16 protein-coding genes are annotated in these 14,826 nt (G+C 59.3%); 8 read left to right on the plus strand and 8 right to left on the minus strand.

Translation table 11 applies throughout. The features are described from left to right. Window positions 1–91 precede the first annotated feature (91 nt). Entirely contained in the window at window positions 92–616 is a 525-nt protein-coding gene (locus Q354_RS0109020) for an RNA methyltransferase (protein ID WP_027857320.1), read from the plus strand. 10 nt (window positions 617–626) lie between these two features. Here the strand turns inward: Q354_RS0109020 and Q354_RS0109025 are convergent, their stop codons facing one another. Further along, entirely contained in the window at window positions 627–1,541 is a 915-nt protein-coding gene (locus tag Q354_RS0109025) for an NHL repeat-containing protein (RefSeq protein WP_051560002.1), read from the minus strand. Between the two features lie 113 nt (window positions 1,542–1,654). Here Q354_RS0109025 and Q354_RS25165 point away from each other — a divergent pair, with 113 nt between their 5' ends. Next, on the plus strand, window positions 1,655–2,425 hold the full coding sequence (locus Q354_RS25165) for a helix-turn-helix domain-containing protein (RefSeq protein ID WP_036229099.1): 771 nt from the start codon (window positions 1,655–1,657) through the stop codon (window positions 2,423–2,425). On the opposite strand, the gene Q354_RS0109035 is transcribed toward Q354_RS25165, so the two are convergent. Further along, complete coding sequence (locus Q354_RS0109035) at window positions 2,407–2,973, minus strand: helix-turn-helix domain-containing protein (protein WP_027857322.1); 567 nt, start codon at window positions 2,971–2,973, stop codon at window positions 2,407–2,409. The genes Q354_RS25165 and Q354_RS0109035 overlap by 19 nt on opposite strands. A 167-nt stretch (window positions 2,974–3,140) precedes the next feature. Here Q354_RS0109035 and Q354_RS25170 point away from each other — a divergent pair, with 167 nt between their 5' ends. After that, window positions 3,141–4,334, plus strand: coding sequence for a benzoate/H(+) symporter BenE family transporter (locus tag Q354_RS25170; RefSeq protein ID WP_051560003.1), 1,194 nt, complete (start codon window positions 3,141–3,143; stop codon window positions 4,332–4,334). A 52-nt stretch (window positions 4,335–4,386) separates the two neighbouring features. On the opposite strand, the gene Q354_RS0109045 is transcribed toward Q354_RS25170, so the two are convergent. The 4 genes from Q354_RS0109045 to thiB all read right to left on the minus strand — a co-directional run bounded on the left by Q354_RS0109045 (window position 4,387) and on the right by thiB (window position 8,042). Then, a complete protein-coding gene (locus Q354_RS0109045) occupies window positions 4,387–4,659 on the minus strand; it encodes a PilZ domain-containing protein (protein WP_027857323.1) in 273 nt (90 codons plus the stop codon). A gap of 238 nt (window positions 4,660–4,897) precedes the next feature. Continuing rightward, entirely contained in the window at window positions 4,898–5,494 is a 597-nt protein-coding gene (locus Q354_RS0109050; protein ID WP_027857324.1) for an ATP-binding cassette domain-containing protein, read from the minus strand. Then, on the minus strand, window positions 5,487–7,034 hold the full coding sequence (locus tag Q354_RS0109055) for an ABC transporter permease subunit (RefSeq protein ID WP_036229103.1): 1,548 nt from the start codon (window positions 7,032–7,034) through the stop codon (window positions 5,487–5,489). The genes Q354_RS0109050 and Q354_RS0109055 overlap by 8 nt, the downstream gene beginning before the upstream one ends. Window positions 7,035–7,052: 18 nt before the next feature. Further along, the gene (thiB, locus tag Q354_RS0109060; RefSeq protein ID WP_027857326.1) at window positions 7,053–8,042 is read right to left on the minus strand and encodes a thiamine ABC transporter substrate binding subunit; all 990 of its coding nucleotides are present in this window, start codon (window positions 8,040–8,042) and stop codon (window positions 7,053–7,055) included. A 164-nt stretch (window positions 8,043–8,206) separates the two neighbouring features. On the opposite strand from thiB, the gene Q354_RS0109065 reads away from it, so the two are divergent. Continuing rightward, a complete protein-coding gene (locus Q354_RS0109065) occupies window positions 8,207–9,070 on the plus strand; it encodes a phosphotransferase (protein ID WP_027857327.1) in 864 nt (287 codons plus the stop codon). 54 nt (window positions 9,071–9,124) lie between these two features. Here Q354_RS0109065 and Q354_RS0109070 read toward each other — a convergent pair whose 3' ends face one another. After that, window positions 9,125–10,576 (minus strand): sensor histidine kinase, encoded by a 1,452-nt coding sequence (locus tag Q354_RS0109070; RefSeq protein WP_027857328.1) that lies wholly within the window; start codon window positions 10,574–10,576, stop codon window positions 9,125–9,127. Continuing rightward, window positions 10,573–11,262: a response regulator transcription factor gene (locus Q354_RS0109075; protein WP_027857329.1), complete on the minus strand. Its 690-nt coding sequence runs from the start codon at window positions 11,260–11,262 to the stop codon at window positions 10,573–10,575. Before Q354_RS0109075 ends, Q354_RS0109070 begins: the two co-directional genes overlap by 4 nt. A 170-nt stretch (window positions 11,263–11,432) precedes the next feature. Between Q354_RS0109075 and Q354_RS0109080 the strand changes: the two genes are divergently transcribed. The 4 genes from Q354_RS0109080 to Q354_RS0109095 are packed head-to-tail and all read left to right on the plus strand — an operon-like array spanning window position 11,433 to window position 14,825. Further along, entirely contained in the window at window positions 11,433–12,428 is a 996-nt protein-coding gene (locus tag Q354_RS0109080; protein WP_051560004.1) for an AAA family ATPase, read from the plus strand. A 12-nt stretch (window positions 12,429–12,440) separates the two neighbouring features. Then, complete coding sequence (locus Q354_RS25175) at window positions 12,441–13,367, plus strand: DUF58 domain-containing protein (protein ID WP_051560005.1); 927 nt, start codon at window positions 12,441–12,443, stop codon at window positions 13,365–13,367. After that, window positions 13,367–13,849, plus strand: a complete 483-nt coding sequence (locus Q354_RS0109090) for a DUF4381 domain-containing protein (protein ID WP_027857331.1) — start codon at window positions 13,367–13,369, stop codon at window positions 13,847–13,849. The genes Q354_RS25175 and Q354_RS0109090 overlap by 1 nt, the downstream gene beginning before the upstream one ends. Beyond that, complete coding sequence (locus Q354_RS0109095) at window positions 13,842–14,825, plus strand: vWA domain-containing protein (RefSeq protein WP_027857332.1); 984 nt, start codon at window positions 13,842–13,844, stop codon at window positions 14,823–14,825. Before Q354_RS0109090 ends, Q354_RS0109095 begins: the two co-directional genes overlap by 8 nt. Window position 14,826: the final 1 nt, after the last annotated feature.

A 14,826-nucleotide genomic window follows, 5' to 3' on the forward strand; every position in this document is an offset into this window, starting at 1 on the left:
GACTGACCTGATTTAAAAGGGCCTGAAATCAGGCCCCTTTATGTTGTACCAAGCAAGCTCACCCGTTGTTGAAATCTGACAGGCCGCACTTATGACCAAGACCCCCGCCGTCAGTATCGGACTGACCAACCCGAAAAGCCCGACCAATGTCGGCGCCGTCATGCGTGCCGCCGGCTGTTACCGGGTCGACTCGGTATTCTATACCGGCGAGCGCTATGACCGGGCCGCTCGCTTCCATACCGATACCAAGAGCGTCAGCCGGGAGATCCCGCTGACCGGCGTTAACTGCCTGCTGGATCAGATCCCCGAAGGGATGCAGGTGGTCTGTGTCGACCTGATCGAGGGGGCCGTGCCGCTGCCTGAGTTTCAGCATCCGCAACAGGCGATCTACATCTTCGGGCCGGAAGACGGCACCATCAGCCAGCAGGTCATCGACCGGGCCGATGCCGTGGTTTATGTCCCAACAGTGGGTTGCATGAACCTGGCTGCCAGCGTCAATGTGCTGCTGTATGACCGCCTTGCCAAGTCCGCTGACTGTGTTGCCGGTGATGAACTGATCCGCCAAAGCCGCGATGCCAATAACAAGGTGCAGGTCCGGGAATCGGGCGGGGCCTGAATACCAGGCCTCACTCCTTGTCGGTCTGCCAGGCGACGACCCGGTTATCCATCATCATCGGCGCAAACAGGGTCGTGCCGGATAGGCCGATATCGGCCAGGCCGGCGCCGGGGGCGATCAGTCTGTGGCGCTCCTTACCCCTTAGGCGGAACAGCTCACCGCTGATCCAGTCGCTGATATAGAGACTGTCCTTCCGCGCGACAATACCGTCCAGATTACCCAGCTGATAACCGCTGGCTACCGGAGTCAGTGCCTGGTTGTCGATATCCAGCCGATAGAGGCTGCCGGGCGTTTGGGTAGTGAAGTCCTGCCGCAGCGGAGAGCCCCAGCCCGCCACCAGCATCGCCCCCTTATGCCAGAGTAAGCCATTCGGATGCGGCACCTGTGCCGAGCGGAACCAGCTCTCCAGCCGGTCTTGCCGAATCCGATAGATCGCGCCGCCAAGCAGGTCGGACACGTAGACGGTGCCATCCGGGGAGGCGGTGATATCATTCAGCATCTGGGCATCAGGCGCTGTGAGCTGGCGGATAACCTTGCCGCTGGCAATATCCACGATATGCACCCGCTGCATATCGGCGATATAGAGTTGCCCGTTTACGATCGCCATCCCCTTGGGCGCATCCAGCCCCTCTATCCAGTACTGTTCCGTCAGCTCTCCATCCACCGTAGCCCGGCTGATATAGCCCTTGCCATTCAGCTCGATGGGATTGCCGTTGATGTTGCTGATATAGATCACCTGACCGGCCGGACCTGCCACTACCGATTCGGGTTGATGCAGGTTATCGATCTGCCACAGCTTCTCGGCTGCCAGCGCTGTGGCCGCGTTCAGCATCAGTGCTCCGCCGAGCATCAGGTTTCTAAGTTTTGGCAGATTGAGTTTTGACAGAGAGGGATGCGGTAAGCCGTTTGTAAGCGAGGTATACATGGGAAACTCCTTTCGTTAATTCAGGAGTAGGGTATTATTTTGATTCTTACGGGCAATTAATTTCAATTCAGGGATCATATATTGATACCCTGTTGGTGGGGAGGGATCAGGGGATGGAAGGGCAGCGACAGCGTTCGGGCTTGTTTTCGGTGCTGAAACGGGTACTGAAGGCACAGGGAATTCAGTATCGCCAGCTGGCGGATATGATGGGGGTCTCGGAACCTACCGTTAAGCGGATCTTTCAGGATCAGGACTGTAAGCTGAGTCGCCTGATGGAAATATGTGAGCTGATTGGTCTGAGTATTACAGAACTGGTGGAGCTGGATCGTGCGGCGATGGCCGAGGTATCGGAGCTACCCCTATCCACCGAGAAGAAGCTGGCGTCCGACCCGGCGTTGACCGCTTACTTCATGCTGCTGATGACCCGCTTTACTCCGCAGGAGATCGCCTATCACAATCAGCTTGATGCCACAGATGGCTACCGCTACCTGCGTGAACTGGAAAAGCTGGAACTGATCCGGCTGGGGCGTAATGACCAGGTGCATTTCCTGGTATCCCGGCCCCTGCGCTGGCGGATAGGCGGACCTTTGCATCAGATGCTGGTGCAGGTGAACCAGCGCTTTGTCGGCGAGGTACTGGACCGTCACCCGCGCCAGACATCACCTTTCTATTCCACTAGTCGCCTGCTTAGTCCCCAGAGTATTACCCGCCTGCAGGAAGAGGTGGATAGCCTCTATCAGAGCTTCCAGAAGCAGGCGACGCTGGACCAGCTCTACTATCCGCTGGAACAACTGCAGCCGTTCAAGCTGGTGACGACGATGGCACCCTTCGATGTACGGCGCTATTTCTCGGTGCCGCCATTTGATCAGCGATCGCGGTCATAGTGGATCACATCATGAATTACCGCCGGCTCAGAATGCAGATTGCGGTAGCCGTGGGGTTTATCACCGGCAAAGCGCACTGCGGCACCTTTCTCCAGCGTGATCCATGCGCCATCGATCAGCAGCTCCATAACACCGCTGATAACCACGACGTGCTCCGTCACTCCCGGCTCATGGGGTTCTGAATAGCGCTCATAGCCTGGTAGCAGGGTCAGCTCAAACATCTCAAAGCCAAAGCGATCGTCGTGGGGAAACAGCGGCGCGACCAGCATCTGGTCAGGAGAAGGCTGGCTGCGCAGGGCGGTCGCACTGCGGATAACCGTTTCCTGTGCCCTATCCGGGGCAATCTCCAGAAAACTGGAGAGGGAGGTGTTAAAACCGCCGGCAATCTTCCAGAGGGTAGCGATGGTCGGACTCGACTCGCCACGTTCGATCTGGCCCAGCATCGCCTTACTGACGCCGGTTTCCTTTGCGGTTCTGTCCAGGCTCCAGCCCTGTTCGGCACGGAGTGATTTCAATGTCTTGGCAATCTGCTGGTTAGGTTCCTGCATCTATAACTCTCGATCCGTTGTCCAGGCAGCAAAAAAAACATTTGTGCGTTATAACGTCCAAATGCTATCTTGAGGTTGCTTGTGCGCTATAGCGCACGCTTAGTTATCTGAATTCAGTCCGCTAGTTTAACCTACTTTTGCCGCCTGCCTGGTGCTGGGAGAGTGAGATGAAGAAACTGCTGAACCTTTCCTGCCTGTCGGCAGGCTTCGTCGCCGTGCTGGTGGGGTACACCAGTTCGGCAGTGATTGTGTTTCAGGCCGCGGCTGCGGCCGGAGCCAGCGAGGCGCAGATCAGTTCCTGGTTGTGGGCACTGGGTATCGGTATGGGCCTGAGCAGTATCGGCCTGTCACTGCGCTATGGCTCGCCGGTGCTGACCGCCTGGTCGACACCGGGGGCGGCCTTGCTGGTGACCGGATTGTCCGGTGTGTCGATCAATGAGGCGATTGGGGTCTTTATCTTCAGTTCGCTGCTGATCACCTTCTGTGGCCTGACGGGCTGGTTCGAGAAGCTGATGCAGTGGGTGCCCGGTTCGCTGGCCGCTGCGATGCTGGCGGGGGTGTTGTTTGCCTTTGGCCTGAACCTGTTTCAGTCCCTGCAGAGCCAGCTGCTGATGGTGTCGCTGATGTTGCTGGTCTACCTGCTGGCGCGGCAGATAGTGCCACGTTATGTGATTCCTCTGGCGCTGGTTGCCGGTATCGGGGTCGTGGCTTCGCAGGGGCAGCTACAGCTAGGAGGTGTGCAGTGGCAGCTGGCAAGCCCGGTATTGGTGTCGCCGGAGTTTTCCCTGTCGGCACTGATCGGCGTCGGAATCCCGCTGTTTATTGTCACCATGGCCTCCCAGAATGTGCCGGGGCTGGCGGTGCTGCGTGCCAACGGCTATCAGGTTCCGGCCTCGCCACTGATCAGCTGGACCGGCCTGACCGGGGTGCTGCTGGCACCTTTTGGCGGCTTTTCCTTTAATCTGGCGGCAATCACGGCGGCGATCTGTATGGGGCGCGAAGCGGATCCCGACCCGGCACGGCGCTACCTCGCGTCGGTCTGGGCCGGTATCTTCTACCTGATTACCGGGCTGTTCGGCGCCACTGTGGTGGCCGTATTCAGTGCCTTTCCGGCTGAGCTGGTGATGGCTATCGCCGGGCTGGCGCTGCTGGGCACCATCGGCAACAGTCTGGCTTCAGCCCTGTCCGAACTTGAGAACCGTGAAGCGGCACTGATCACCTTTCTGGTCACCGCTTCAGGTATCTCGCTGCTTGGGGTTGGCAGTGCATTCTGGGGACTGCTGTTGGGCCTGATCGCCTATCACCTTAAGGCGCGGCCCAGCACCACCCTTGCCGGTAAAACGAACCAGGCGTCGGGCTGAGGGCAAGTCCCTGCAGCGGCCTTCGACAGTGGCCCGGCCTGCAGTCGAGGCCTTACTCCAGCTCAACAAACTCCAGTGCAATTCCGCTGCTCTCTACCCGTATCACCCGCATGGTGAGTGACGGCAAGCTGTTGTCCCAGCTGGAACCGATGATCTCGGCTTCCAGTAGCATACCGGTAGAGAAATCGGAGGCGGTGATCTGGTGCACGAAGACACCACTGTCTGACATGTTCAGTACTTTTCCGCTCAGGCGACCAAAGTGATGATTCCAGAGCAGGATGTGATAAGCGGGTATAAAGCGCGGGTGTAGTCTGCGTTCTTCCATTGCTGTCCCCATCGGCACTGCCGTGTGGTGGCGCAGGGATAAGCGGTAAGAGGTTTCCCTGTGCCTCTTTTTTAACGGGTACTACATTGGCGGTAAAACGTTCGCTTCCGGAACGTCCTGAGAAGATCAGTATAGGTAACAGGGCCGGTTATTGAATGCGGTCTCACTAAGTATGAAGAAAAATCCGGTTTCACGCAGATGCAAAACGAGGCGGGGAGAACGGGACTGCCGCTGCGGGCTACAGCACAAGTGCCCGGTCGGCGAGGCGGGTCACATCTTCCTGCTGATGGGTGACCAGTAACAGGGTCTTGTCAGACTGGCGGGCGATGGCTGCCACCCAGTCGCTGGCGATGCCCCGGGTCTGCTGATCCAGTTCGGCAAAGGGTTCATCCAGCAGTACGATCGGTTCTGGCCGCAGCAGGGTACGGATGATAGCGATGCGCTGGCGCTGGCCTCCCGACAGGGTGGCGGGTTTCTTATGCAGCAGGTCGGATACGCCCAGGCTGCTGGCGGCATCTTCAATCGCCCGCAAGGGGGGCGGGCCATCAAAGCCCAGCTTCAGGTTATCCAGCGCGCTGATATGTTCAAACAGGTTATTGTCCTGAAACAGCATCGAGACAGGGCGTTGCTCCGGGGGACGTGTCAGCAGGTCCTGGCCCTGCCATCTCAGGCTGCCTCCGGTCGGTGTCACGAAACCGGCAATCACCCCCAGCAGGGTGGATTTACCGACTCCGCTGCAGCCTTGTATCGCCAGGATTTCACCGGCTTCAACCTGTACCTGGTAGCGCAGAGTCTGCTGGTCACGCTTTACTGTTAGCTGATCGATTTCAAGCATCCTGTTTTACCCTTTCCAGTAGTCCAACCAGCGCCGCACAGATCAGCAGCAACAACAGTGAGGCGATAGAGGCCTCGGTAATCCGATAGCTGCCGGCATAGCTGTAGATCAGCAGCGGCAGGGTCTGCCAGTCATCGCCACCAAAGATTGAGATGATCGCCACATCCCCCAGTGCCAGTAACAGAATCAGGGCAAAAGTGGCGGTGAAGGCGGCGCGGATAAAGGGCCATTCGATCCTCAGTTGCTGCAGCCGGCTCAGTTTCAGGGACTGGCTCAGTTGCTGGTACTGGGCGTCATACTGCAACAGGCGGGGTTTCAGTTGCTGTATCGCAAAGGGGATGATGACCGCCATATTAAGCAGCGCGACAAAGGCTATCCCCCAGCGATCCAGGTCGATGCGCTGTAGCAGGAAGATATACAGGCCGACCGAGATCACCATCGCCGGGGCAACCAGGGCATGGGTTGATAGCCACTCCAGCAGCAGTCGCCGTCTGGCTTTGCGCTGCCGATGGCTGTGACGGATCGGAAACAGCATCAGGTAAGCCAGCACCATGGCGGCCAGCGCAGCGGCAAGCGCCAGTGACAGGCTGGTGAGTGTCGGCGCTAGCAGTGCCATCCAGTCAAAGCGCAACAGATCTGCCTGAAACAGTGCCGGTAGCAGCGCCAGTACCGGCAGCAGCAGGCAACCCCAGGCGATCAGGTAGATGGCGCGATGGATCTGGCGCATCCAGACCGCCGTGGGGGGCGTGTTACCCCTGACCATACTGTCTGCGGTCAGCCAGCGGCTGCTGCCGGCGCGGTTCAGCAGCAGGAACAGTCCGCCGGCGATCAGTAACTGGGTCCAGGCCAGTGTCAGCGCTTCAGCCATATTGAAGTCGTACTTCAGCGCCTGGTAGATCGCCACCTCCAGCGTGGTTGCTCCCGGGCCACCGCCCAGGGCGAGTACCACAGCAAAGCTATTGAAGCAGAGTACGAAGATAAAGCCGCTGAGCAACAGCAGCGAGGGCTTTAATACCGGCCACTCCACCAGCCTCAGACGCTGCCAGGGGGAAAGCTTCAGTTGCCGCGCCAGCACCCAACTGCGGTCCGGAATATGTTGCAGCTGTTGCAGCAGGACCCGTACTGCATAGGGCAGGTTGAGATAGATATGGGCGATCAGGATGCCGTTCAGGCCATAGAGGTTCCAGTTATCGCCCAGCAGCGGTGTCAGGTAACCGTTGCGGCCCAGCAGCGCCACCAGTCCGGTGATCAGCACCAGCGTCGGCATCACAAACCCCAGCAGGCAGAGGCTGAGAAAGCTGCGGCGGGCGGGCAATTCCGGCAGATAATACAGCGCCCGGGCCAGCGGCCACGCCAGCAACAGTGAGAGCAGGGTGCTGAGCGCCGCCTGCTTCAGTGAGAACAGCAGTACCGAATGAAAGTAGCGGTCGGACAGCAGCGCCCAGTCGACGGCGGCATCGCTAAAGCCGATCAGCCCGGCAAAGGCCAGCAGCGTAATCAGGCTGCTAAGCAGCAGCGCGGCGTATCCGGCAATAAGCATCCCTGGCAGAGGTCTCTCTTAGCGTGCGGCGGCGTTACGCCACTCGCGCAGCCATTTTTTACGCTGGCTGGCCACTTCCTGATTGCTGAAACCGATCCGCTTGGGAGCGATCAGCTGATCGAAGGCCTGCGGCAGCTCGACATTATCGGTTACCGGCAGCATCCAGTTGGTGACCGGGATAATAGTCTGGGCTTCGCTGGAGGTAAGGAAGTGCAGGAAGTCACGGGCCAGGGCCGGGTTATCACTGGTACGGGTGACGGCGGCAACCTCTATCTGAGCCACATGTCCTTCGCTGAACAAGGCCGCCTTATACTGCTGTTTACCTTCGGCCACTATATGGTAGGCGGGGGAGGTGCTGTAGCTGAGCACATAGTCTGCGCTGCCCTGCAGGAACATGCTGTAGGCTTCCCACCAGCCCTTGGTGACGGTCACTGTATGGCTGGCCAGCTGCTGCCAGGCCTGCTCCGACTGGTCGCCATAGACCGCCTTCATCCACATCATCAGTCCCTGTCCCGGCGTACTGGTGCGGGGGTCCTGATAGAGCACACTGGCATCAGATTTCACCAGCTGATCCAGCGAGCTGACCGGCTGGCTGATTTTACTGCTGTCGTAGACAAAGGCGAAGTAGCCGTAGTCGAAGGGTGCAAAGTCACTGTCGGTCCACTTCAGTTCCGCCTTCAGGCCGGACAGATCCTGCTGATGCGGCGCGATTAGCCCGGTCGCGCGGGTCTCTTCAATCAGCGCGTCATCGATGCCGAGGATAACATCGGCTTTGTTCTTACTTTTTTCGATGCGCAGACGGTTCAGGATGCTGACACCATCTTCGGCGGCGATAAACTCAAGATTGCACTGACAGCGGGCTTCAAATGCCTGTTCCAGCTTTGGCCCGGGGCCCCACTCAGAAACGAATGAATCGTAGGTATATACCGTCAGATCTGCCTGCTTGTCTGCAGCAATGACGGAAGCAGAAAGTAGCGAAGTCAGCAACAGCGCGAAAAATCGGGACATGAACGGGCCTTGGCGATGGAGGAATTGAATCGGGTTTCGGGTAGACACTGTCCTTGTGTTACCGCAATATTGCGGGATTATAGGGAACCCACCATCAACTCGCTAGCATTCTTAGTGGATTGCGGCGGGGGACATCCAGCGCGAGTACGGGACCGGACATAAAGATGAATGACAGGCTGCTTTCAGAGCTGAATCAATTCCTGAACGATGGAAACTGTAACCCTGACTGGCAGTCGCTGGAGGCGGGCAGCAGTAACCGGCTGTACAGTGCCAGCAGCGGCGGACGGCGTTATATTGCGCGCATCAATGCCAATGAAGATCTGGCTTTTGGTGTCAGCCGGGAGCGTGAAGCGCGCATTCTGGAGCTGACCCGCGATATGAGCTGGATGCCAACGGTGGTCCGCAACGACTGGCAGGCCGGCTGGTGCCTGATGCAATGGCATGGCGTGCCGCCGAAGCCGCCGCTGGCAAATCCCCTGCGTCAGCAACTGCTGGATGCGGTGGATCGCTGGCAGAAACTGCCGATGCCCGACGAAGCGGTGCTGAAGACCGATTACCAGGGCCTGTTTGAAAGCTACAGGCCCCAGCTGCAGGGCTTGCCGATCGGCAACCTGCTGGTACAGCTGGTCGATCTGGTGCAGCTACTGATCCACCGTTTGCCGGCGGTGACACCCTGCCTGACCCACCATGACCTGCATCTGGGCAATACCTGCGTCGACCAGCAGAGCCTGATCGTGATCGACTGGGAGTACGCCGGTATCGGTAATCCTTGGTTTGATGCGGCAGCACTGGCCGATAAGTTCTCAGTCAATGAAAGACAGATCGGTCGCCTGCATGCGTTCAGCCGGTTGTCGCAGTCAGAGATCAGTCGCGGCCTGAAACAGGCGCGCTGGCTGGCCGCAACGCTGGAGTGCCTCTGGTACTGGGCGCGCGGACTGAGTGGCAGCAAGATGACCACGGCCGAGCTGATGCGCACCAGCCTGCAGCTGCTGAAAACCCGCCCGGTCGATCCTGACCGGCGTTTCTAACGAGTACGCCGGCTAACTACAATAGCTGGGCACTGCTGTCCTCAAAGTTCCGGGTTACGCCTGATGGTTGTCCGCTGCTGCTGACCTTGACTCGCTGCTGTGGTTGGGGTCCTCTGCTGGCTTGGGTGCCGGAATCTCCTCACAGATCGCCGAGAAATCACAGCGTACGCTGAGGCCGCTGTTGCAGTTGTCGAGTGAGATGACAATATCGTGCAGGCGAAACACTGCTTCGACCAGGCTGAGGCCGAGGCCGTTGCCCTGGGTGGTGCGGCTTTTTTCCGCGCGATAGAAGCGCTGGAATACCTTCTTCTGTTCAGAAGCCGGGATGCCCGGGCCGCTGTCACAGATTTCGGCGATCGGTTTTTCATCCTGCAGCGACAGGGTCAGGCTGATCTTGCCGCCCGGGGGCGAGTATTTGATGGCGTTATCCAGCAGGTTGGCAAAGGCCTGAAACAGCAGATTGCGATCGCCTTCGATACAGAGGTCCGGCTGCAGGCTCACCACCAGTTGCTGCTGTTTCTCTTCCGCCAGCGGTTCGTACAGCTCAACCACATCACTGAGGAGCTGATCGATCCAGATATCGATAAAGGCTTCCCGCTCCTGGCCGGATTCGATCTTGCCGATGCGCAGCAGGGCGTTGAAGGTGCTGAGCATACCATCAGCCTCATCCACCGCGCGTTCCAGCAGGGCACGGCGATCTGCCTCGGCGGTACTCTCTTCCAGTCCGGTTTCGAGGGTGTGGCGCAGGCGGCTCAGCGGGGTGCGCATATCATGGGCGATACTGTCGGAGATGCGCCGCATCCCCTCCATCAGGTCGCTGATGCGGTCGAGCATCTCATTCAGGGTGTGGGCGAGGCGGTCCAGCTCGTCGTTACTGCCATTGATCGGCATGCGTTGCTGCAGGTCGCCCGCCATAATCTGCTTACAGGTACGGTTAAGGTTATCAACCCGGCGCATCATCTTACGGCTGAGCAGCAGGCCGCCGACCAGTCCCAGTGTGATTGTCAGCGCCAGTCCGTAGCAGAGGGCATCAAACACCATCTTCTGGGTTTTCCGCAGGTTTTCGATATCCCGCCCGACCAGCAGATGGAATCCGTTCTGTAATACGAACAGCTTGGCGCGGGCGGCGTGGGATTTATCGTCCAGCACCAGGTCGCTGCTCAGCTCCAGCTCGACCCAGCCCTGATCTGGCATCGCTTCCGGCCAGTGTCTCAGATTGCCGAGAATAGGCTTCATCTCCCGGTCTGTGAGGAGATAGATCGAGGCACTGGTGGGATTTTGCTGCAGCCGTTTCTGAATCAGGTCGAGCAGGCCGGCCGTGCCGGTCATCTGGTAGCGCTCGGCCAGTGCCTGTACCTCCATCTCGACCGTTTCCCTGGACTGGCGCTCCATCATCCCGGCCGTCGACCAGTAGAGGAATGCCAGCAGGATGCCCACGGAGGCGGCAAACAGCGTCATATAGAGCAGGGCGAACTTGAAGCTGGTGGAGCGCAGCAGGCGATTCATGTCCCGGCCACTTTAAGCGTATAGCCGGCGCCGCGGATAGTGTGTAACAGTTTGGGTTCGAAGTGCTTATCGATCTTGGCGCGCAGACGGCTGATATGTACGTCGATTACATTGGTCTGAGGGTCAAAGTGATAATCCCAGACATGTTCCAGCAGCATATTGCGGGTGACAACCTGGCCCTGATTCTGTAGCAGGAACTCCAGCAGCTTCAGTTCTCTTCCCTTGATATCCAGCGGTTCACCTGCTCGCGTTACTTCCCGCGTCAGCAGGTTCAGTTCAAGATCTGACAGCTGTAACCGGGTGACTTCCGTCGTCGCAGAGGCCGTCTGCTGACGGCGGGCCTGAGCCTCAACCCGGGCACTCAGTTCGGCCAGGGCGAAGGGCTTGGTCAGGTAATCGTCGGCACCGGCCTGCAGGCCTTCGACCCGGTTATCCACATCCGCCAGCGCGCTGAGAATGATCACCGGTAACTGGCAGTCGCTGCGACGCAGCTCGCGAATCACCTCAATGCCATCCATTTGTGGCAACATACGATCCACGATCAGCAGATCCGGAGTATCTTCCAGCGCCTGAAACAGGCCGTCACGACCATTATCGCAGTGATTCAGCTGGTGGCCCTGATCGCTCAGTCCCTTGATAATAAATTCAGCAGTGGACGGATCGTCCTCAATCAATAAAATTCTCATACCTGATCATCGGCGACGCTGTGCCTTAGTCGATATCAGCAGACTGTCAGCAGTCAGAAGATCCGGCACAGAAGTTAAAAAGTTGTAATGCAACTGATAGTTATATGTCTGGTCGGAGCAGACATAGTTCAACTCAACATGAAAGAAATTTGATTAACAGGGAGACAGGAATGACCGCAGAGGTAGCCGCAGCCAGCGCCAATCAGATTAAGCTCGGAATGTTACGCGATGCGCTGAGGAAAACGGTAGTCGGGCAGGATGAATTGATCGAGCAATTGCTGATCGCCCTGCTGACCGACGGTCATGTCCTGCTGGAAGGCCCACCGGGGCTGGCAAAGACGCGAATCATTCATGCCCTGAGCGAACTGCTGGAAGGTGAATACCACCGTGCCCAGTTCACACCGGACCTGCTACCCAGCGATATCACCGGGACCGAGATCTTTAATGCCCAGACCGGCGCCTTCCAGTTCCGTCGTGGGCCGCTGTTCTGCAATCTGCTGCTGGCGGATGAGATCAACCGGGCACCGGCTAAGGTGCAGTCAGCCCTGCTGGAGGCGATGGCCGAACGTCAGGTGACCGTAGCGGGCAAGACCTATCCGCTGTCCCGTTTCTTTATGGTGCTGGCGACCCAGAATCCGCTGGAGCAGGAGGGCACCTACCCACTGCCCGAGGCCCAGCTCGACCGTTTTATGCTGCATATCCGGGTGGATTATCCACAGCACGAGCAGGAGAAAGAGATCCTGCGCCTGGTGCGCAATGAACACACCGCCAGCCTGAGCGGCAAGGACGATACGCCGGCCATGGTGCTGAGTGAGTCGGCGCTGTTTGAAGCCCGCCGCGAAGTGATGAACACCTTTATGGCGGAAAACCTGGAGGATTATCTGGTCGCGCTGGTGATGGCGACCCGTAATCCTGCCGCCTACGGCGAAGATCTGCACGGAACACTGACCTTTGGTGCCAGCCCGCGTGCCACCATCGCCCTCGACCGGGCCGTACGTGCCAAGGCCTGGCTGAACGGCCGCGACTTCGTGACCCCGGATGATATCCAGGAGATCGCCCCCAGCGTACTGCGCCACCGCATCGGCCTTAGTTACGTGGCCGAAGCCAATGGCCTGGATAAGGACCGGCTTATCGCCGAGCTGATCGCCCGCGTGGCGGTGCCCTAGAGGAGACCGGCGATGATACTGGCAGATAACAGCCCGCGACCGGTGCCTGCTGCACGTCATTTTGTCACCCTGGATGAACTGATCAGCCTGCGCCACTGGCCACCGGCCCGGGGTAAAAGCCGTGAACGGATGGCGATTCGCGATGGCCATCACCTCAGCCATATCCGTGGCCGGGGGATGGAGTACGACGATGTCCGTGAGTACCAGCCCGGCGATGATATCCGTCATCTCGACTGGCGACTGATGGCGCGTACCGGCGAGGCCCATACCAAGCTCTATCGCGAAGAGCGAGAGCGGCCGGTATTTGTGCTGACTGACCTGCGCACGCCGATGCACTTTGCCACCCGTGGCCACTTTAAGTCGGTTCTGGCCGCCTATGGCGCGGCGCTGGCGCTTTGGACCACGCTGGCCAACGGTGACCGGGTCGGCGGCCAGTTGCTGGGGAGCGATGCCAGCAACCTGTTTCGTCCTTCCGGTAACCGCCAGCAGGTGATGGGGCTGGTCGCTGCACTAGCGAACGCTACGGCGGCGCAGGCACCGCGTTCTGACAACGGATCGCTGGGGGATGCGCTGGCGGCGGCCGAGCGTTATCTCAGCAGCGGCACGCTGCTTTATCTTTTCAGTGATTTCCATGATGTGGACGCCGCCGTGCAACAGCACCTGATGCGGCTGGCACAGCGCTGTGAACTGAAACTGGTACTGATATCGGACCCGCTGGAGCAACAGCTGCCCCAGGGCAAGCGCTATCGGTTTTTTGGCCGTGACCGGGAATTGACGGTGGATGCCGATGCCGATCAGCAACAGCGTTATCAGGCACAGTTCGGCCGGCGCCTGGCGCTGCTGGAACAGCTACACAAATTGCGTGGGGTCGAGTTTGCCCACTGGCATACCGATCAGCATCCGCTGTTCCGGCCGCCATCCGCCGGAGGAGATCGCTGATGGATTTTTCAGAGATTCCTCTTAAACCGATGCTGCAACCGGAGGCGATCGGCTGGTGGCCGCCGGCACCGGGCTGGTGGTTATTGCTGGTACTGGTTGTGGTGGGCGCACTGTTGTTATGGCGCGGGTTGCAGCGGCGCAGGCGAGATCCGCGGCGTCATGCGCTGCAGGAGCTGGAGCAGATCCGTCAGCGCTTCGAGGCTCAGGGTGATGCCCGCGCCGCGCTGGTTGACTGCAATGCACTGCTAAAGCGCAGTGCCCTGACGCTGTTCAGGCGTCAGCAGGTGGCATCCCTGTCAGGCCAGCGCTGGCTGCAATTCCTGCTGGATAATGCCCGTGGCTGCGACGCTTCTCAGCTGCAACGGGTAGTGGACGGCCCCTACCGGGCCAGTGTTGATGCCGATCTTGATATCGCGGCGCTGTTCGGCAGTTGCCGCCAGTGGATAAAGACCGCAGGAAAAGGAAAGCAGAAGGATGTTTGAGTTTGCCTGGCCCTGGCTATTTCTGATTTTACCCCTGCCCTGGCTGGTACGGCGCTATGGACGCCCGATGAGCATTTCGCGCCAGAGTGGGCTGGAAGTTCCGTTTATTGCCGCGATGGAGCAGGCAACAGGGCATAGTCGTGGCACGGCCCTGAGCGGCAGCCTGCCGCTGTTAGTGCTGGCGTCACTCAGCTGGTGCCTGCTGGTCAGTGCCGCAGCCCGTCCCCAGTGGCTGGGGGAGCCGGTGCCGCAACAGCTCGAAGGGCGCGATATGGTGCTGGCGATCGACCTTTCGGAAAGTATGCTCGAGAAGGATTTCGTGCTGGGCGATCAGCTGATCAACCGGCTGCTGGCGACCAAGGTAGTGGCCGGTGACTTTATCGAGCGTCGCCAGGGCGATCGTATCGGCCTGATCCTGTTCGGCGAGCAGGCCTATATGCAGGCACCGCTGACTCACGACCGCACTACCGTCAAGCAACTGCTGGAAGAAGCCCAGATCGGCCTGGCAGGCAAGGCGACGGCGATAGGGGATGCGATCGGCCTGGCGGTGAAGCGTTTCCGTGAGATGGATAGCCAGCAACGTATCCTGATACTGATGACTGACGGTACCAATACCGCCGGTGCGCTGGAACCGGAAAAAGCCACCGAGCTGGCCGCTGCCGAGGGACTCAGGGTGTATACCATCGGTATTGGTGCCGAGCGGCAGCAGCGCGGCTTGCTGGGCAGCCTGTTCAGTGCCGGCAGCGAGATCGACGAAGCAAGCCTGAGAGCAATCGCCGAGACCACCGGTGGTCGCTATTTCCGCGCCCGGGATCTGGATCAGCTGGCCGAGATCTATCAGCTTCTGGATGAGCTGGAGCCGGTACAGCAGGATGCCGACTACTTCCGCCCGGTCAGCTCACTCTACCAGTGGCCGCTGCTGGCGGCGGCCCTGTTGCTGGCCGTGATCGCCCTGCTGCAGCAGAGGAGGGTCTGAG

It is taken from the genome of Marinobacterium jannaschii DSM 6295 (genome assembly GCF_000620085.1).
In the GTDB taxonomy this organism is placed as follows: Bacteria; Pseudomonadota; Gammaproteobacteria; order Pseudomonadales; family Balneatricaceae; genus Pontibacterium; species Pontibacterium jannaschii.